The following is a 20,515-nucleotide window of genomic DNA, read 5'->3' as shown; positions in this document are numbered from 1 at the left end:
TGTTGCGCAGCACGTTCTGCCGTCTGCGTCGTTGTTGATTAGATATATAATTCACCAACTGAAATAAAAGAAGTGCCATATCCGCATGACAGGCATGCAATTTGTGCAATGCAATAAAATTTATGTGAACACAAATGCAAGCATCAAGAAAACTCTCTTTAATCAGTTACATAAAGAGATAAGTGCGACGCACAAGAAATCAAGAGGCGCGATGCCGCTATTCAGCGGCATCCGATGCGCGGTGGGGCCGGCGCTGAAGAAGCTCCCTCAGGAACTGTCCCGTGTAGCTTGCCTCGATTTCAGCAACATCCTCAGGGCGCCCGGTGGCGACAACCGTGCCGCCGCCGTCGCCGCCCTCCGGACCGAGATCGACGATCCAGTCCGCGGTCTTGATGACCTCGAGATTGTGCTCGATCACCAGAACCGTGTTGCCCTGGTCCACGAGCTCGTGCAGCACATCGAGCAACTTGGCGACGTCGTGGAAATGTAGGCCGGTCGTCGGTTCGTCCAGAATATAGAGCGTGCGCCCCGTCGACCTCTTCGACAGCTCCTTGGCAAGCTTGACGCGTTGCGCTTCACCGCCTGACAGCGTCGTCGCCTGTTGTCCCACCTTGATATAGCCGAGACCGACGCGTGCCAGGGTTTCCATCTTGTCCCGAACAGCCGGTACTGCGGAAAAGAAACCTGCGGCTTCCTCGACGGTCATGTCGAGAACGTCGGCGATGGACTTGCCCTTGAATTCCACTTCAAGCGTTTCGCGATTGTAGCGTTTGCCCTTGCAGACATCACAGGTCACATAGACATCCGGCAGGAAGTGCATTTCGATCTTGATGACGCCGTCGCCCTGGCACGCCTCACAGCGCCCACCCTTGACGTTGAACGAAAACCGGCCCGGCTGGTAGCCGCGTGCCTTGGCTTCCGGCATGCCCGCGAACCACTCGCGAATGGGGGTGAAGGCACCGGTATAGGTCGCCGGGTTCGAGCGCGGCGTGCGACCGATGGGCGACTGGTCGATATCGATGACCTTGTCGAGCACTTCGAGGCCTTCGATGCGGTCATGCGGCGCCGGGTTGTCGCGGGCGCCGTTCAGACGCCGGGCGGCAGCCTTGTACAGTGTGTCGATCAGGAAGGTGGACTTGCCGCCGCCCGAAACGCCGGTCACGCAGGTGAACGTGCTCAGCGGAATATCGACGTCAATGTCCTTGAGATTGTTGCCGCGGGCGCCCCGGACGGATACCTTGCGCTTCTTGTTGATCTTGCGCTGACCGTCCGCACGCGCAATCATCCTGCTGCCGGACAGATATTCACCGGTCAGGGATTTCGGATTGGCCATGATCTCGGATGGCGAGCCCTTGGCGACAACCTGCCCTCCGTGAACACCCGCACCCGGTCCGACGTCGACAACATAATCCGCCGTCAGAACGGCATCTTCGTCATGCTCGACAACGATGACGGTGTTTCCGAGATCACGCAGATGCTTCAATGTTTCCAGAAGCCTGGCATTGTCACGCTGGTGCAGGCCGATCGACGGTTCGTCCAGAACATAGAGCACGCCGGTGAGGCCGGAGCCGATCTGGGAAGCCAGGCGAATACGCTGGCTTTCGCCGCCCGACAGGGTGCCGGAGGAACGTGACAGGGTCAGGTATTCCAGGCCGACATCATTGAGAAATTTCAGCCGCTCGCGGATTTCCTTGAGGATCCTGCCGGCGATCTCCGATTGCTTGTCGTTGAGCTTCTCGGGGAGGGCATCGAACCAGTCCCTGGCGATGCGGATCGAGAGTTCGGTGATCTCGCCGATATGTTGGTCGGCGATCTTGACGGCGAGCGCTTCGGGTTTGAGCCGGAAACCGCTGCAGGCGGGGCAGGCGTGATCGGACTGGAAACGCGCGAGTTCTTCGCGCACCCAGGTGGATTCGGTTTCGCGCCAGCGTCGCTCGATATTGCCGATGACGCCTTCAAACGCCTTTTCGGTCCTGTAACTGCGCACACCGTCGTCATAGACGAACTCGATCTCCGTCTTTCCTGTTCCGTGAAGGATCGCGTCCTGAACCTCCGCCGGCAGATCTTTCCAGGGTGTCGACATCGTCACCTTGTAATGCCTGCAGAGCGCTTCGAGGGTCTGTGCATAGTACGGAGATGTCGAACCGGTTTTCGCCCACGGCAGAACCGCGCCTTCGCGCAGGGAGAGCGAGTGATCCGGGACAACAAGATCTTCTTCGAACGCAAGCGTCGTGCCCAGGCCGTCACAGGTCGGGCAGGCGCCGAATGGATTGTTGAACGAAAACAGGCGCGGCTCGATTTCCGGGATCGTGAAACCGGAAACCGGGCAGGCGAATTTTTCCGAAAAGATGATCCGCTCCGGATCGCCCTTGTCATCGGTCTTGTCGGCGAACTCCGCAATGGCGATACCGTCCGCGAGCTTGAGCGCCGTTTCGAGCGAATCCGCGAGACGGCCCGCGATATCATCGCGCACGACAATCCTGTCCACGACAACATCGATGTCGTGTTTGAATTTCTTGTCGAGGGCAGGGGCCTCGGAAATCTCGTGAAAGGTTCCGTCGATCTTGACGCGCTGGAAGCCCTTTTTCATGAGTTCAGCGAGTTCCTTGCGGTACTCACCCTTGCGTCCGCGTACCATCGGCGCCAGCAGATAGAGCCGGGCGCCTTCCTCCAGATCCATGATCCTGTCGACCATCTGGCTGACGGTCTGGCTTTCAATCGGCAGTCCGGTTGCCGGCGAGTAGGGAATGCCGACGCGCGCAAACAGCAGCCGCATGTAGTCGTAGATCTCGGTCACCGTTCCGACCGTGGACCGGGGATTGCGCGAGGTGGTTTTCTGCTCGATGGATATCGCCGGCGACAGACCGTCGATCTGGTCGACATCGGGCTTCTGCATCATTTCCAGAAACTGCCGCGCATAAGCGGACAGGCTCTCGACATACCGTCTTTGTCCCTCGGCGTAGATCGTGTCGAACGCGAGCGAAGATTTGCCGGAACCGGACAGGCCGGTCATGACGATGAGCTTGTCGCGCGGAAGATCGAGGTCCACCCCCTTGAGGTTATGTTCCCGCGCACCGCGAATGCTGATGACCTTGGTGGGGTCACGCGTCCAGTTATCTTCTTTCCGACTGTTTCCGGACTTCGACATTCTGAAATTTCCTGCCATGAGGTGCGCCGGTCCAAGCCCGCCGCTGAATGGATTGCAACTGGTTTCGACCGCGTCGCACCAGGTCGCCTCTACCCGATATAGCAGCTATGTGCGCAACATCCAGTGAGACCAATTGGTCGCCTTCAAAAATACGCTGCATGCGGTCCTTCGATTGAATTCCTTTTACAGAAATGATAAGAACAAAACAAGTACATCGCTGTCGAAGGCGATCGGATTTGTCCCGCTGTCGGCAAGAACGCAGGTCGCATCCCGGTTTTCCCGGTCCTGCCTTGTGGAAAATGAGGGCAGCCACAGGAAAACTGCGGCGAAACGGTTGGAGTGTCGTTACGGTTCTGCTTTCTGGCAGCTTCACAGGCAAGCGGTCTGTCGTGGACATGCGTGTGAGCGGCACGAAGAGCCGGAACGGCCGTGGTAATGAACAGGAGTACACGATGGCGGGCAGCGTCAACAAAGTCATATTGGTCGGCAATTTGGGTGCCGATCCGGAGATCCGCCGGACCCAGGACGGTCGTCCGATCGCCAATCTTCGTATCGCGACGTCTGAAACCTGGCGCGATCGCAACAGCGGCGAACGGCGCGAAAAAACCGAATGGCACCGCGTTGTGATCTTTAGCGAAGGGCTGTGCAAGGTCGCCGAGCAGTACCTGCGCAAAGGCTCCAAGGTCTATCTGGAAGGCCAGCTTCAGACACGCAAATGGCAGGATCAGTCCGGCCAGGACAAGTACTCCACCGAAGTGGTTCTGCAAGGGTTCAATTCCACCCTGACCATGCTCGACGGACGCGGCGAAGGCGGACAGCCGGGCGGTTTGCCCGACTACGGCAACGACTCCCAGGGCGGCGGCGGCTTCGGCGGCGGCGGTGGCGGATATGGCGGCAGCTCGGGTGGTGGCGGCTCACAGGGCGGCGGCTTCGGCGGCCAGAGTGGCGGCGGCGGCCCGATGGACGACGAGATCCCGTTCTAGGGTGGGCTGTCGAACGTTTAAGGGAAACAAGAACTGTCCGGCTATCGCAGCCGGACAGCACATGGCGACGGAAGCAGCAGGTTGCGCAAAGGCTTAAGCGGGGCCATGATCTCGTAGCGCTCCCGCTGACGGCCTGCCGGCGCTCTTGCCGAAACGGTGCCCTTGCGCTGCATTCGGGTGCCGGACGACAGGCGATCCCGAACACGCGCGGCAAATTCGTCACACTGTTTTGAATTCAAAAGCTGTGAATGAAGCTTGCTCTTAACCATCTCATCAAGACTGATATAGTATTAACCAGTTTGCTTTTCGTATTTCGCGGCCGTTTTCCGGACTTTTTCCGAATGAAGTGGGCCGTTACGCGAGGGGACTTGGTGCGGGAGGGCAGCCTTCCGGGCAAATGATTTACGTCGGTGCGCGACGAGTGACGGCTTGAGGTGGCGCGCCGATTTTTGACCGGTTTACGAATTCGTGGGTTGAGACAATGCAGGCAAACAAGATGAAAAGTGCAACGGACGGTGTTGGCGTTTCGAAACAGGGCGGGGTGCGAAGGCTGACCGTCAATTCCCTGAAAGCCTGTCTGATGGCAACTGTCCTTGCATCCGGCTTCAGTGTGGCAGCACCGGAAACGGCGTCGGCGCAGGGGCTGTTCCAGCGTCTTTTCAATCCTGAAAATCACCGCAGGCAACAGGAGCGCCAGCGTCAGGAAGAGTTGCGGAAGAAGGCTGTTTCCGTAAAGGTCGCGGCGCCGCGCTATCTCAACTACACGCCCGACACGCTGAAAAAAGTGTCCCTGGCACCGCTGTCGGAAAAGAAAACCGCGGAACTTCAACCGGCGAGCGAAGGTGCCGAAACCGCTGACGCCGCAAAGGTCGAGACGGATATCGCCCCGGTAGAGCCCGCCGTCCTGACGGCCTTCGACGAAGCCCGCCCGGCGCTGAAGGGCCTTTCGGTCACCGTTCTCCCCGAAGTCGGCGAAGCCCTGATCGCCTATTACCGCGAGCATCCGGACTTTGTCTGGGTCGACGAAGACGGCGTTACGCTGAAAGCTGCAAAAGCACGCCGGGAAATGGCGTCCGCCGCCGAATACGCGCTCGTTCCCGAGGACTATTTCGTACCGCTCCCGGCGCTTTCCGGTCTCGGCGAAGCGGAACGCGACGCCGCGCTGATGCGGTTTGAAATGCAGATGAGTGCCGCAGCACTGTCCTATGTCCTTGATGCGACCCGCGGCAGGGTCGATCCGAACAAGATCTCCCAGTATCATGACCTTCCGAGGCACGACGTGGATCTGGTCGCCGCTCTTGAAGGCCTTTCTGCGTCTAAAGACACGCAAGGCGAGTTGGTCTCGCATCAGCCGCAGAACGATCATTTCCGGGCGCTTGCATCCGAACTGAAGCGCCTCAAGGCTGAGGATGAAGAGGCTGACCAGATCGTCATTGCACCGGGAACGTTCCTGAAAGCCGGCAAATCGAGCCCGGAGATGAAGAACATCGTCGCGGCAATCGGCAAAAACGGCTCGGACGAACTGAAGGCAGCCCATGGCGACGCGCTGAGCGAATATGACGGCTCCGATGCTTACGCCCCGGCTCTGGTGAGCCTGGTGAAGGCATTCCAGAAGGAGGCCGGACTGACGCCGGACGGCATCGTCGGCAAGAACACGATCAAGGCTCTTGTCGGTGAAACCAACGCCGCGAAGATTGCGAAGGTCGAGCTTGCAATGGAGCGCAGCCGCTGGATCCCCGAAGAACTCGGCAACCGCAAGGTGTTCATCAACCAGGCGGCATTCACGGCAACATATACCGCGCCGGGCGAAGATCCCCTGTCGATGCGCGTCGTGGTCGGCAAGAAATCCAACCAGACCAATTTCTTCTACGACAAGATCGAGATCGTCGAATACAATCCCTACTGGGGCGTGCCGTATTCGATCATCGTCAATGAAATGGTTCCCAAGCTTGCACGAGACCCGTCTTACCTCGACCGGGCCGGTTACGAAGTGACGACGCCGGGTGGCCGCAAGATTTCCTCAGCCTCGGTCAACTGGTATGCCGTTGCCGCAAAGCAGACATCGGTGAATGTGAGGCAGTATCCGGGCCGCTCCAACGCGCTGGGTGAAGTCAAGATCCTTTTCCCGAACCGGCACCACATCTACATGCACGACACGCCGTCGAAAAACCTGTTCAACAAGGATGTGCGGGCTTACAGCCACGGCTGCATCCGGCTGCACGATCCCAAGGGCATGGCGGCAGCCGTTCTCGGCAAGTCCAAGGACTACGTAACGTCCCGGATTGCTGCCGGACAGAACGAACAGGAACAGGTCACGGGCGACATTCCGGTTTATGTTTCCTATTTCACCGCATGGCCTGAACTGGATGGCAGCGGTATCGGCTATTACTCGGACATTTATGATCGCGACCGTTACCTCTTGAAGGCGATCGAGAAAACCGAGGCCGAGCGCGCAAAGGCACGGTCTGCCGGATAAAGCCAGATCCTTGAACGAGAAACGCCGGGCAAATTGCCCGGCGTTTTTTGTTACGGTTCCCGCGAAACCGCGTTGCTTTACGACTGTCCGGACAGGCAGTCCGCGAGAGATTGCGACATGCTGGTGAGAAGGTTCGGATAAAGATCCGGTCCGTTCTCCAGTTCTGTTCCAAGCGGATCCAGAGTGCCTTTCCGTGCGTCGGTTCCTTCCAGAACAACATCGACAAGCTTGGCGTCGAATTGCGGTTCCTGGAAGACGCACGTCACGTTCAGATCGGACATCTGGTCCTTGATTTCCGCGACACGGCTGGCACTTGCAACCGTCTCGGGCGTGAGCGTGATCGCACCGCTGGCCTCGGTATCGAAATGATGTTCGAAATAGTGGTAGGCGTCGTGGAAGACCACGAAATTCTTCCCTTTTGCGGGCGCCAGCGTTTCGGCAAGGTCGCCTTCGAGCGCTTCAATCCGCTCTGCGAAAGCCGCGGCGTTTTCCCTGTAGGTCGCTGCGTTATCCGGATCGACTTCTGAAAGCGTTTCCGCCATGGCGGCCGCAATCGCGATGCCGTTGTCCGGGTTCAGCCAGATATGCGGATCCATGCCGCCCGCATGGTCGTGTCCTTCATGATCCGAGTGCCCGGCATGCTCTTCGTGATCATGCTCGTCGTGATCAGCATGTTTTTCATGATCGTGTTCGTCATGGTCATGTTCAGCGTGTTCTTCATGCTTTTCATGGTCGTGATCATCATGATCGGCATGTTTTTCATGATCGTGTTCGTCGTGATCATGCTCGGCATGTTCTTCATGCTTTTCATGGTCGTGATCATCGTGATCGGCATGCTCCTCATGATCGTCATGATCGTGATCATGCGCGTCGAAATTGGCACCCTCCCGATAGGGCAGCAGGTCGATGCCCTTGGCATCCATCAGTTCGACTTCAACAGCGTCGGCAGCTATGGCTTCGATCGGCTTGGCAAGGGACGCAGACAGGGACGGGCCCACCCAGAACACAACATCTGCGCCCTGAATCAGAGCGGCCTGGGATGGTTTCAGGGCGAAACCGTGCGGAGAAGCGGCACCATCGATGATGATCTCGGGTTCGCCTACACCTTCCATGACCGCCGCAGCGATGGAATGGATCGGTTTTATCGTCGCGACGACGCTGGGTGCGTCCGCGTTTGCAGCCGACATTCCAGCGGCCAGAGCGAAGGAGCCTGCGAGTACCGACCCGGTCAGCCAGCGGCCGGATTTCCATGCAGTGTTATTAAACGTGTTAGAAGGTGTCATGTGTCGAACCGTCTTCCAGAGAAAATTTCGTAACGCGTTACTTTATAACGTTGCTTCGAAACCCGTGCAAGCGCACATGACGCAGTGCAGATGTCCAACGACGAGGTAGGGTCAGATGTCAGAAGGTCACATCGCGGAACTGAATATAGCCCGGCTCAAATACGAGATTACGGATCCGCGCGTCGCCGATTTCGTCAATAACCTCAACAGGGTAAATGCGGTTGCAGAACGAAGCGACGGATTTGTCTGGCGTCTTGCCGAGGACGCCGGCAAAGGCGAAACGACCGTGATCTTGGATGATCCGCGGATCATCCCGAATTTGTCGGTGTGGGAGGACGTTGTCTCGCTGGAGAAATTCGTGTTCCAAACGGTTCACAGACGCATCTATGCGCGCAGGGCGGAATGGTTCGGGGCCATGGAAAAGATGCACTTCGTCATGTGGCCCGTGCCTGCCGGGCACCGGCCCGATCTGTCCGAAGCCCTGGACAGGCTCGACAGGCTCAACACCCATGGGCCTTCTGAAGAGGCGTTCGGATGGGACTATGCGAGAACCAATGAAATCTGGCGGACCCAACGCTGCTCTGAGACGGCTGCCTGAACGAATTTCATTCTTTGACATAAATGCGCGGAGCATCTGGACCGCATTCGGATCTTTACGTTATCGGGAAAACGGAAACTGAGACCGAAAAACAGAAATCGCAGAAAAAGGAACAACTTATAACTCGATTGACAGAGACGGCCGGACGCCGGAAACGCGCCCGGATTCAGCAGATGTTTACTTTAATGGCCCACTGTTCAGGCACGAGTTTCAAAGTGGTTCCAGTACGTCATGTTTCGCCGCAAGTCAGCCAAAGAAGAGTATTCGCTGGATATGCCCCTGGAGCTGGAGGAGGGACCGCCTCCTTTTGCATACAGGCGCATTCTGCAGGTTTTGTCCCTGGGCGCAGCCGCCTTTCTGGGCTGGTCGGTTGTCGGACAGGTCCGGGAAGTCGCTAAGGCATCCGGGGAAATCGTCCCGGCGGGAAAGGTCCAGACCGTCGGTCACCTGGAAGGCGGCATTGTCGCCGAAGTCCTGGTCCAGGAAGGCCAACTCGTCGAAAAGGGAACGCCGCTTGTCCGTCTGCAAGAAACCGCGACATCCAGCGATCTTGAGCGTGTACGCACACGGCTTCAGTTTCTAGAGCGCGAGGAACAGCGTCTTGTCCTTAACCCGGATTTCTCGAACATAAGTGACTTGCGATCGGGCGAGGGGTTCGATTTCAGCGAAGCCCAGCAGGCAGCCTCCGAGGCGCAGCAACGGGCGCGCGAACAGGAGCAAGAGGCCTTGAAGGCCAGGATCGATGAACGCGAGGCGGAGCTTGCCAGCGTCGTGGAGCGAATTGCGTTCCAGCGGACGCAGGTCGAGATCGAGCAGGAGAAGTTCACGATCCAGCAGACACTCTTCGATCAGGGCTATTCGTCCAAGCGGCGTTTTCTCGACGCGAAATCCGCGCTTCAACTGTCGCAGAGCGCGTTGAGTGAACTTATCGGCAGGAAGGGTCGAGCTGAAGCCCAGCTTGCAGAAGCAAGGGCAAGCCTCGAACGGTCGATAGCTTCTGCGGCCGAAGAGTTGGCCGAAGAGCGGAGCAAGGTTGTTCAGGAGCGAAACGAGCTTGCCTTCGAGGCGGAAAAACAAAGGGACCGGTTTGACAGGCTCTTCGTGAGAGCGCCTGCGAGCGGTCATATCAAGGCGCTTAATCTCAAGGGTCCCGGCAGCGTCCTGGCTCCCGGAGATGTCGTTGCCGAGATCGTGCCGAGCAACAGCGATCTTGTCGCCGAGGTCCGCGTTTCACCACGGGATATCGGCCACGTGGAAGTGGGCGACGAAGCCGAGATCGCAGTTACCACCTTCGATCCGAATATTCAGGGAACATTGAAAGGCGAGGTCACCGTCCTGTCCGCGTCCAGTTTCCGCGACGAATACGGCAACTACTATTTCAAGGCGTCTATCCCGCTCTCATCCAACATGATCGGGCGCGGTGCCCAGGCGGAAACGATTTCGCCGGGCATGGTCGTTGACGCCAAGATCGTCACCGGCTCCAAATCCGTCATGCAGTATCTGCTCAAACCGGTCACACGCGCCATCGGCGATCCGTTGAGCGAGCGCTGACCGACGCGCAATGCGCGGCGAAGTCTGAAAAAAAGCCCGGTCGAACCGACCGGGCTTATCTGTTTGTGCGCCGATAGTCGCGGGCACCTGGCTCACTTACCAGCGGATTTCCTCAATCTGGGCAAAGTCGATCTTGCTGCCATCGCTGAAATCGATGGTCCCTTCGGCGTCTTTCGAGAGCTCCAGCCGGCCATTCTCGGTATCGGTCTTTTCAACCGAGCCGTTGGTGATCGTCACGGTCCAGTCGGTTCCATACTCGCCGGCTGCCGTCACACCCGGACCGCCGCCAAGGTCGATAACGTCGGTCCAGGCCGTGCCCGCACCGCCTTCGATGACATCATTGCCGTCGCCCAGACCATGCATGAACAGGTCCGACCCGTCACCGCCTGAAAGCGTGTCGTTTCCGGTACCGCCGACGATGATATCGTCGCCGGAGCCACCCGATATCGTGTCGTCACCACCGTCTCCGAACAGGAGATCGCGCCCGCCATTGCCGGTAATCTGGTCATTCCCGGCCACCGATCCGCCTTCGATGCGGTCGTTGTGGTCGCCGGTTGTTATCGTGTCGTTGCCCCCGACGCCGTCGACAGAATACGAGCGGTCGCCCGTGCCGGTGAAACTTCCGTCGGCGAGGCCGCCGGTCATGTCGTAGCTGTAGGAGCCGTTCACGTTGACGGTAAAGGTCTCGGATGCCTCCTTGCCGTCTTCGGCCGTCGCCGTGACGGTAAGATCGATCGAGCTTTCCACCTGACTGTCGAAGAAGGCGTGATCTGCGATCGTAACGACACCATCCGCGTCGATGCTGAAACGGTCGTCGCTCAGTGCATAGGTGAGGGCGCCATCGCCGGGCGTCAGGGCCGAAACGGAAATGCCGACCTCCGAACCCACGTCCGCGGTTTCATGGATCTGGTTGCCGGTCGAGTTTGAATCGAGCAGCGTGATCTCGCTGCTGAGTGACAGGTCACCGGCGGCAACCTTGCCATCCGCGAAGGTGAAGTCTTCAACATTGCTGACCGTCTTGGTGCCGTCTGGAGACCCGGAACGGGTGTCCACGATCGTGTGGCTGCCGTTGCCGTTGTCGTAGATCGCATAATCGGCCTGGTTCCCGGACAGAACCAGCATGTCGTTGCCAGCACCGCCGTCGATACTGTCATCTCCGCCGAACCCGAAAACGACGTCGTCTTCATCCGTGCCGACGATCGTGTCGGCGTCCGTCGTGCCGAGTTCTATCCCGACCGTCTTGTCAAAGGTAGCCCCCTCGGCATCTGCGACCTGAACCGTGACCGTGTCGCTTTTCGCCGTGCTTGCATCGTGTTCGCGCGCGAGCGAAACAGACCCGGTATTCGAATCTATCTGGAATGCGCCGTCGCCGTCGTCCAGGAAGCTGAAATGGAACGTGTCTCCGCTGTTCTCGTCGGCAACCGACTCGATGCCGGTCAGCGTTGAGCCCGCTGCGATGGTCTCTTCCCCGGCACCGTTGGAGACGATGACGGCATTGCTGCCGGGATCACCCCAGTCTCCGCCGGAAACCGGATGTTCGGTGATGCCGGTGATGGTGGCGTCGCCGCTGACCGTGATCTGGTAAGGCCCGGTCGATGAACCGGATGCCGGATAGTCCGATCCGCTATCCAGCGCTTCGCCGCTGTCGAGAGGATAGCTTCCGATGACAACCATGTAGGTGCCGGCCTCCAGACCGGTCTGGCTCAGGTAGCTGTCATAGGAAGAGGTGCTGCCGTCACTGCCGGTGGCACCATCATCATTGCTGGCAACGAGCGTGAAATCGCCGCCGCCATTGTCGCGATAAAGGTAGATCTGGCTGTCGAGGCTGCCTGATTCATACCCCCCGGCCAGCACGTCGATGGTCAGGTCGCCGCCATCGTGACTGATCGACCAGTGGTCGACCGACTGGTTTCCGAACCCGTCGGAAACGATCTCGCCCGTGACCACCGCATCGCCGCCGGCCACCTCGGCTATCGAAAGGCTGTCATTGGCAGACAACGTGACGTCGGTGGGGGCCAGGTTGACGATGTCACCGAGTGAATAGGTTCCGTCGGCGAATTCGAAATTTTCGACATTCGTGAGCGTATCGGTTCCGTCCGGTGAACCGGGCCGGTTGTCGACGATCGTAACGGTTCCGGCATTCTCGGAAACGGTGTAGTCCGAAAGATTGCCGGAGTATCTGGCCGTGTCGGTACCCGTGCCACCGTCGATCGTGTCATCACCCTCGCTTCCGGCGAGCGTATCGTCACCGGCGCCGCCGATGATGTTGTCGTCGCTGGTCGAACCGGTAATGGCGTCGTCCCGGTCCCGGCCTTCGATCTGGTCCACGCCGGTCAGCTCGACACCGGTGAAGTCCCAGTCGACTTGGGAATCACTGCGTTGTGCTCTTAGCGTCTCGCCGGAGACGCCGCTTCCGTCGATTTCCTCAATGCCCTGGGTCGCCGCATTGAAAGTGTCTTCCAGCTCGAACTCGGTGCCGGTGTTTTCAGCAAGAACGATCCGGTCCGTTCCTGCCGTGCCGGTGTCCGATATGATGTCCGCCCGGCCGTCGCCGCGAAGCATGTAGGTATCGCTGCCTTCGCCGCCCTGCAGGGCGTCGTTGTCCGCGCCTGCGCCACCGTCCAGCGTGTCATCACCGGCACCGCCGATGATGGTGTCCGTACCGTCGCCGCCATCCATGTCGCCGCCATCGTTATGCGCGGTGATCGTGTCGTCGCCGGTTCCACCCGTGATGGAGCTTTCCGCAACCCCGGTATCGGTCATCGTGACGCCGGTGTCAGCCAGTCCCATGCTTTCTGCGGCATCGGCCACATTGATTGTGAATGTTTCCTCGGAGGTCGACCCGTCCGTCGAGGTTGCCGTCACGACGACATCAATGCTCGGCTCCGTCTCGTAGTCGAACTCCGCACCGGCTGCGACGGTGACTGTGCCATCGTTCGCAACCTCGAAGCGGGCGTCATCGACGGAATAGGAAACGCTATCGGATACATTTGAGTCTTCGGCGCTGATCGTGACGCCGACGCTGTCTCCGGCTGCCGCGTTTTCCGAGATCGCATCGTCCGATGCGTCCGTGTCACTCACGGCACCGACCCGCTCCGCGATCAGGTCGCCGGCCAGCACGTCGCCGTCGGCAAAGGTGAAGATTTCTACGTCATGGACTGTATCCGTCCCGTCGGGCGAATCCGGGCGTGTATCGGAAATCGTGTAGGATCCGCCGGCGTTCTGAACGATGTCGTAGTCGTCGCGGTTTCCGGAATAGATGGCGGTGTCGGTGCCGCTGCCGCCGGAAATCCGGTCGTTGCCGGCGTCGCCCCGGAGCGTATCGTCGTCTTCCTCGCCAGAGAGGTTGTCGTTTCCGGTGCCGCCGAGAAGCGTGTCGTCGCCACCGCCGCCATAAATGGTGTCGTTGCCGGAGCCGCCATCGAGCAGGTTTGCTTCGGTGCTGGGTCTTGTTCCGATCTCATCGTCGATGAAGTCGTCGCCGTCGCCGCCGTAAACCGTATCGGCGCCTGTGCCGAATTCGATGTGGTCATCGCCCTTGCCGCCGTGGATGGTATCGTCGCCACCGCCACTGAAGATTTTGCTGCCATCGTCATGCGCGGTGATGGTTTCCGCAGCGTCCGTTCCGTGGATCTCCGGTTCGGCGACACCTTCATCGACAAAAACGGTTTGACCGGCCTGCAGACTGAATGTCTCGGCAACATCGGAAACGGCGATCTCAACGACCTCCTGCGAACTCGTTCCGTCGGAAGAGGTGGCCGTGATCGTGAGCGAGATGGTCGGTTCGGTTTCGAAATCGAACGACGCACCGGACGCAACGGTGACCGTGCCGTCAGCAGCGACGTCGAAGCGCGCATCGTTGACGGTGTACGTAACCGTATCGGTGACATCGGCATCGGCGGCTGATGCCGTCACGCCGACCGTCGTTCCTTCGTCTGCATCCTCGGCAATCGTGTTGGCGCTGACATCCGCGTCCGTGACGGCGGAAACGCCGGTTTCGTTGACGTCGGATACATCGAGCGTGAAGGTTTCTTCTGACGTTGTGCCGTCCGAGGACTGAGCCGTGACAGTGACGTCGATCGAGCCTTCCGTTTCCGCATCAAACGACGCACCTGCGGCAACCGTGACTGTGCCGTCGTCGGCGACATCGAAGCGTGCATCATCGACGGTGTAGGTAACCGTGTCGGTGATATCGGTATCGGCGGCTGATGCCGTCACGCCGACCGTTGTTCCCTCGGTCGCATCCTCGGCAATCTTGTTGGCGCTGCCATCCGTGTCCGTGACGGCGGAAACGCCGGTTTCGTTGACGTCGGATACGTCGATTGCGAAGGTTTCTTCTGACGTCGAGCCGTCCGAGGACTGAGCCGTGACAGTGACGTCGATCGAGCCTTCCGTTTCCGCATCAAACGACGCACCTTTGGCAACCGTGACTGTGCCGTCGTCGGCGACATCGAAGCGTGCATCATCGACGGTGTAGGTAACCGTGTCGGTGATATCGGTATCGGCGGCTGATGCCGTCACACCGACCGTTGTTCCCTCGGTTGCATCCTCGGCAATCGTGTTGGCGCTGATGTCCGTATCCGTGACCGCGGAAACGCCGGTTTCGTTGACGTCGGACACGTCGATCGTGAAGGTTTCTTCGGACGTCGATCCGTCCGAGGAGTGAGCGGTGACCGTAACGTCGATCGAGCCTTCCGTTTCCGCATCGAACGACGCACCTGCGGCAACCGTCACCGTGCCGTCGGCAGCGACATCGAAGCGTGCATCATCGACGGTGTAAGTCACCGTGTCGGATGCATCGTCGTCGGCGGCCGATACAGTCACGCCGACAGTTGTTCCCTCAGTTGCATCCTCGGCAATCGTGTTGGCGTTGCCGTGCGTGTCCGAGATGCCTGAGACCGCAAACTCGTTGATGTCGGCGACGGTGATCGTGAAGGTTTCCTGGGAGGAGGAGCCATCGGTCGACGTGACCGTCACCACTACATCGATTGTGCCTTCCGTTTCCGCGTCAAATGCCGCTCCGTCGGCGACGGTCACCGTGCCGTCATCGGCAATGTCGAAACGGCTGTCATCGACCGAATAGGACACGTCATCGCTGACGTCACCGTCGGACGCTGACGCGGTAATTCCGACCTCTGTGCCGGTCGCGGCATTTTCTGCAACTGAATTGACCGAAGCATCCGTATCGGCAACGGCGGACACGTCCATTTCGTCGACATCCGCGATCGCGATTTCAAAGGTCTCGGAGGACGTCGATCCGTCGCTGGATGTCGCGGTGACGGTGACAGTGACTGTTGCTTCTGTTTCCGCATCGAACGCCGCGCCATCCGCCACGGTGACCGAACCGTCATCGGCAACGGTGAAGCGGTCATCGTCGACCGTATAGGAGACGGTATCGGTTGCGTCGTCATCCGTCGCGGCAACGCTCACGCCGGTCTCATCGCCAGCGCCCGCATCTTCGCTCAGGATGTTGGCAGCCGCGTCCTCGTCCTTGATCGCCGATACGGAAAATTCCGAAATGTCGGCAATGAGGACGGTCACGTCTTCGCTGTAGGTGAGGCCGCCGGCATCGGTCGTCGTCACGGTCAATGTGACGCTCTCGGCGCTTTCGCGATCAAGGCTCTCGGTATCCCTGAGCTTCAGCACCATCATGCCGATGCCGTTCGCGACGATCTCGAAGCGGTTGTCCGAGACGGAATAGGTGTGCTTGTCGCTGACGTCCGCGTCGGTGGACGAGACGCTTCCGACTACCGCGCCGTTCACACCTTCGGCAATGGTCAGCGGAATTTGGGTCAGGGAAACATTGTCGAGCAGCGCACCGTAGCTGTCGTTGTCTTCCGTCGTTTCGCGGAACTCTAGAACATCATCCCCACCGGTGCCGACAACCTGAAGGTCCATCGAAGCCCAGTCGCCGGTCTCCGGATCGAACCGGGAGATCAGTTCGTCGTTCCAGTAGACCTCGACCGTGCTGGTCTCTGAGCTTGACCGCGCCATGGCATCGAAGGAAAGGTCGTAAACCTGCCCGAGTGTCGTTTCAACGGACTGCGAAATCGAATTCACACCGCCGTCCGAGTCGAGTTCCAGATGCTTGTCGCCGTCCGTGGCATCGACACTGCCGAGATTGTTCCAGACTTCGATTGATCCTTCCGCGGACCAGGAACCGGAGGGATCGGACTTGGTGTGTGTCCAGGATCCGTTCGAAACGTCAAATGCTTCGAAACTTCCGTTCTGGATCAGGTTTCCGGGCTGTCCCGTGATCAGAATGTCCGTCGGCGCGTTGTCGTTGACGTTTCCGACTTCCACGGTGAAGGTTTCCGAAGAGGTCGAACCGTCCGAGGACACCGCCGTGACAGTGACATCGACCGAAGCCTCTTTCTCGGCATCGAAGGATGCGCCTTCGGCAACCGTAACCGTGCCGTCATCAGCGATGTCGAAGCGGTCGTCGTCGACCGTATACGTGACGGTGTCCGAAACGTCTTCGTCCGCGGCGAAGGCCGTGACCCCGATTTCGGTTCCCGAAGCAGCATCTTCGGAAACGGTGTTTTGGGACGCATCGACGTCCTCGACATCGGAGGCATCGAACTCGTCGACGTCGGCAACCGTGATCGTGAACGTCTGCTGGCTCGACGTTCCATCGCTCGATACAGCGGTCACGACCACGTCGAGCGACCCTTCGGTTTCCGCATCGAATTCCGCGTCTTCCGCAACGCGCACCGTGCCGACCGCATCGATATCGAAACGGCTGTCGTCGACGGAATAGGACACGGTGTCACTGACATTCGGATCTTCGGCATGCGCCGTGATGCCGACGAGCGACCCGGCAACTGTGCCTTCCGAGAGCGCGTTGTCGACTTCATCCGTGTCTGTGATAGCGGTTATATCGTGCGCGATAAGATCGCCGGCGAGAACATCGCCATCTGAAAAACGGAAACTCTCGACATCGCGAACGGTATCCGTGCCATCCGGCGCGCCATCGCGCATATCGGTGACCGTAAAGCTTCCATCCGGGTTCTCGGTGATATCGTAGTCATCGCGGCTTCCACTGAAGACCGCCGTATCGGTGCCCGCACCGCCGTCCAGTTGATCGTCCCCGGCGCCGCCGGCCAGCGTGTCGTCGCCATCCGCGCCGTCAAGGACACCGCCGTCTTCATGCGCGGTGATCATGTCATTGCCGGAACCGCCGGTAATGCTTGTTTCGGCGACCCCCGTGTCGGTGAAGACAGTACCGCCGTCACTCAGGACGAGGTCTTCGGCGACATCGTCGAAGCCGATGGTGAAGGTCTTTTCGATGGAGGCACCGCCTGGATCGGTCGCGATCACGGTGACCTCGACAGAAGGGTCGGTTTCAAAATCGATGCTGACGCCGTCTTTCAGCTTCAAGGTACCACCGAGGACCTCGAAACGGTCGTCGGAGACGGCATAGGTATGCACGTCACCAACGTCCGGATCCGAGACGGACAAAGCCCCGACGATGGCGCCTGTGCTGTTTTCGGAGAGAGCGCCGGTGTTGAAATTGTCAAGGGTCGCATCCGCATAGACGGAGAGACCCTCGTCGTGGATTTCTCCAAGGAAATCTCCGCCGACGTGGCCCTGGCTGTGTCCGGCCATATCGCCGACACCGATGTTGTTGCCGCCATCCCAGTCGCCGTCAGGCCAATCGGAGCGCTGCGCTGCAAGGCTGTTACTCCGATCCATATCGTCGAGCGCAAGCGTATCCGACAGAAGCAGCGTGATCGTGCCGGCATCCTTGCTGAGTTCCAGAAGGAAATTGTAGTCGGTGCCGGGAGAAATTTCCGCGCTCAGTTCAAGATTGTTGCTGTCGCCTGCATAAACATTCAAGTGTCCGTCTTCGATGACGACATTGAGCCCGTAGACATTGCCTCCCGTTTCGAAAAGCGTTTGTGCCGTCATGACGTCCTCGGCCGTCGTAAACGACAGGGCGAACACGTTGTTGTCGGTCTCAAGCCCGAGTTCGGAAATGCTGGTGCTGGATGTGTATCCGTCGGCGGCGCTGAAGTCGGCCTTGTTTTCCGTATCCAGTTCGAGCGTGGCCGGCGCTTCATTCACATCCTGGACCGCGATCGAGAATTCCTCAGAATGGCTCAACCCGCCGGCGTCCGTCACCTGAACGGTGATCGTGTGGGTGTCAGCGGTTTCGTGATCGAGAAGGGCGCCGTCCTTGACTCGGATTTCGTCTCCCACGATCTCGAAAAAGCCGGACGGATCGCTCGTGATTTCGTAGGTGTGCGTGTCCCCGTCGTCAGGGTCCGTGGTCGAGAGCTTCGCGACGACCGTTCCACCCGTGCTGTTTTCATCAACAACGGGCTGCATGTAGGTTTCGAGAGTCGCATCGGCATAGACCGAAACGCCGTCGTCGCCGATAGTTCCGAGAAAGTCACCGCCCACGTGCCCCTGGCTGTGGTCCGCCAGTGTGCCAACGCCAATGCTGTTGCCCCCGTCCCAGTCACTATCGGTCCAGCCGTCCTGCCGGTCAGCGAGGCTGTTGTCCGCGTTCATCTCATGAAAGGGCAGTTCGTCCGACACCAACAAGGTGAGGGTGTTCGTCTCCTTGTTGAGTTCAAGCGCAAGATTGTAGTCTGTCCCGGCCTCGACAGACGTGCTCAGTTCGACATTGTTGCCTTCACCGGCATAGACATTGAGGACGCCGTTCTCGATGACGATGTTCAGGCCATAGTAGTTCCCGCCGGTTTCGAACAGTGTCTGCGCGGTCTCCACGTCACCAGACGTGGAAAACGAGACGGTCACGACAGTCCTGTCTGCCTCCAGGCCGAGGTCGGAGATACTTGTGGGAGATGTATAACCGTCCGAAGCGGTAAAGTCCGCTGAGGCAGGCGTAGCACTGAGATTGATGTTTTCGGGGTTCTCGTTGATGTCATTGACCGCGATGGTGACATCTTCCGAGTAGGAATGACCCGCGGCGTCCGTGACCGTGAGGGTCAGAGTGTGCCCGTCCGCCGCTTCATGATCGAGCAGGGCGCCGCTCTTGACGCGGATCTCGTCTCCAACGATCTCGAAATAGCCGGACGGATCATCCGCGATTTCATAGACATGCGTATCGCCTGCATCCGCATCGGTTACGGACAGATTCGCAACAACCGTTCCACCGGAACTGTTTTCATCGACATCGGCGTTTGAAAGCTGGATATCGGACGGTGTTTCGTCGTTGATGTCCATGACGCTGATCGAAAAGGTTTCGCTCGAGCTGGAGCCGTCGCTGGAAGTCGCCGTTACCGTGAAGCTGACATCGCCCTCCGTATCAGCATCGAAAACGGCGCCTTCTGCCAGCGTGACAACGCCGTCGGCATCTATCTCGAAACGGGGATCGTCGACTGCGTAGGAGACGGTTGCCGTGGCGTCTTCGTCGACGGCCCGGGCCGTGATGCCGACAGCAGTCCCGGCCCCGGCGTCTTCGCTGATCTGGTTTGCAGCGCTGTCGACATCCGTTACGGCGGAAATGTCGCTCTCGTCGACGTCGCCCACCTCGATCGTGAACGTTTCTTCACTTGATTGACCGTCCGCGGCAAGGGCGCGCACGACAATATCGTGTGAACCGGCCGTTTCGGCGTCCAGTTCACCGGCAACGGTCACCACGCCGGTCATCGGGTCGATGGCAAACAGGCCGTTCGCGTCGTCAAGCAAGCTATAGGTGACACCGGAGGCGTCGGCTGTATCGGCGTTCGCGGTAATGCCGGTGAGCGCGCCGATCGCGGCATCTTCGTCAACGGCATTCTGGTCGCTGTCGACATCCGAAATGCCGGACAAATCGGAACTCGTCTCGGGTGCCGGCTCCGGTTCCTCGTCCGAACCGGCGACCGGCACGGAACGTGGCGCCGGCATCGCGGCGGCCTGAGCCTCGGACCCCGGCTGACCGGTTCCGGGATTGACGGCGGCGGGATCGTTGAGGCTGACACCTGACGGCTCTGCCCGCTCAATGAGGGGCGCCGAAGCGGAACTGCCGCTGTTCCTGACGATCGTATCCGTGGAAGGACGCTCGTCGGCTCCGGGCTCGGCAACTTTTTCTGCGCTCTCGTCGGCCGCACCCGCGGTGACAGGCGCGTCGTCCCTTGCTGGCTGCGCGCCGTCTTCAACGCCGGGCGAGGTGGCACCGTCCCTGAGGTCCCCCTCCGGCAGGGGTTTGTCCAGGTGGCTGCCCAGATGAAGATTGGAGATCACCTGTTCGCTGGAAACGCCCATGTCCTGTTCAAGGTGATAGTCGTGTGCCTTGTCGAGGTGCCGGTCCTTGGCATCGAGAAGGCCGGAATGAAGATATTCGTCGGAGCCCAGCGTCGAACTGGTTCCCCCGCTGCCTTCATTGGCCTGGGGTTTGCTGTCGGGGGTCCGATTTTCGGTGTCTTTTGCCATGCGGCCGCCTGCTCACACGATTTCCATCATGCGAGTGAACGATGTTGTCCTTAATAAAGCGAAAAATTTCCGAGAAAATTCTTTTTAATTTCA

The 20,515-nt window shown here is 59.3% G+C and carries 7 protein-coding genes; 4 read left to right on the top strand and 3 right to left on the bottom strand.

Translation table 11 applies throughout. The features are described from left to right. Positions 1-217: 217 nt before the first annotated feature. Positions 218-3,148, bottom strand: coding sequence for an excinuclease ABC subunit UvrA (gene uvrA / locus ACO08A_RS25600; RefSeq protein WP_422038679.1), 2,931 nt, complete (start codon positions 3,146-3,148; stop codon positions 218-220). 452 nt (positions 3,149-3,600) lie between these two features. Between uvrA and ACO08A_RS25595 the strand changes: the two genes are divergently transcribed. Beyond that, positions 3,601-4,131 (top strand): single-stranded DNA-binding protein, encoded by a 531-nt coding sequence (locus ACO08A_RS25595; protein ID WP_422041817.1) that lies wholly within the window; start codon positions 3,601-3,603, stop codon positions 4,129-4,131. A gap of 496 nt (positions 4,132-4,627) precedes the next feature. Next, positions 4,628-6,607 (top strand): L,D-transpeptidase family protein, encoded by a 1,980-nt coding sequence (locus ACO08A_RS25590; RefSeq protein ID WP_422038678.1) that lies wholly within the window; start codon positions 4,628-4,630, stop codon positions 6,605-6,607. A gap of 77 nt (positions 6,608-6,684) precedes the next feature. Here the strand turns inward: ACO08A_RS25590 and ACO08A_RS25585 are convergent, their stop codons facing one another. Continuing rightward, a complete protein-coding gene (locus tag ACO08A_RS25585; RefSeq protein WP_422038676.1) occupies positions 6,685-7,794 on the bottom strand; it encodes a zinc ABC transporter substrate-binding protein in 1,110 nt (369 codons plus the stop codon). Positions 7,795-8,005: 211 nt separating this feature from the next. On the opposite strand from ACO08A_RS25585, the gene ACO08A_RS25580 reads away from it, so the two are divergent. Next, complete coding sequence (locus ACO08A_RS25580; protein ID WP_422038675.1) at positions 8,006-8,488, top strand: DUF3291 domain-containing protein; 483 nt, start codon at positions 8,006-8,008, stop codon at positions 8,486-8,488. Positions 8,489-8,719: 231 nt separating this feature from the next. Continuing rightward, on the top strand, positions 8,720-10,039 hold the full coding sequence (locus tag ACO08A_RS25575; protein WP_422038674.1) for an HlyD family type I secretion periplasmic adaptor subunit: 1,320 nt from the start codon (positions 8,720-8,722) through the stop codon (positions 10,037-10,039). A gap of 96 nt (positions 10,040-10,135) precedes the next feature. Here ACO08A_RS25575 and ACO08A_RS25570 read toward each other — a convergent pair whose 3' ends face one another. Further along, the gene (locus tag ACO08A_RS25570; RefSeq protein ID WP_422038673.1) at positions 10,136-20,422 is read right to left on the bottom strand and encodes a cadherin domain-containing protein; all 10,287 of its coding nucleotides are present in this window, start codon (positions 20,420-20,422) and stop codon (positions 10,136-10,138) included. Positions 20,423-20,515 lie beyond the last annotated feature (93 nt).

The sequence above is a fragment of the Roseibium sp. genome (assembly GCF_965232425.1).
GTDB lineage: Bacteria > Pseudomonadota > Alphaproteobacteria > Rhizobiales > Stappiaceae > Roseibium.
Note: the sequence above shows the minus strand (reverse complement) of the source record. Positions and strands in the feature narration are given on the sequence as shown.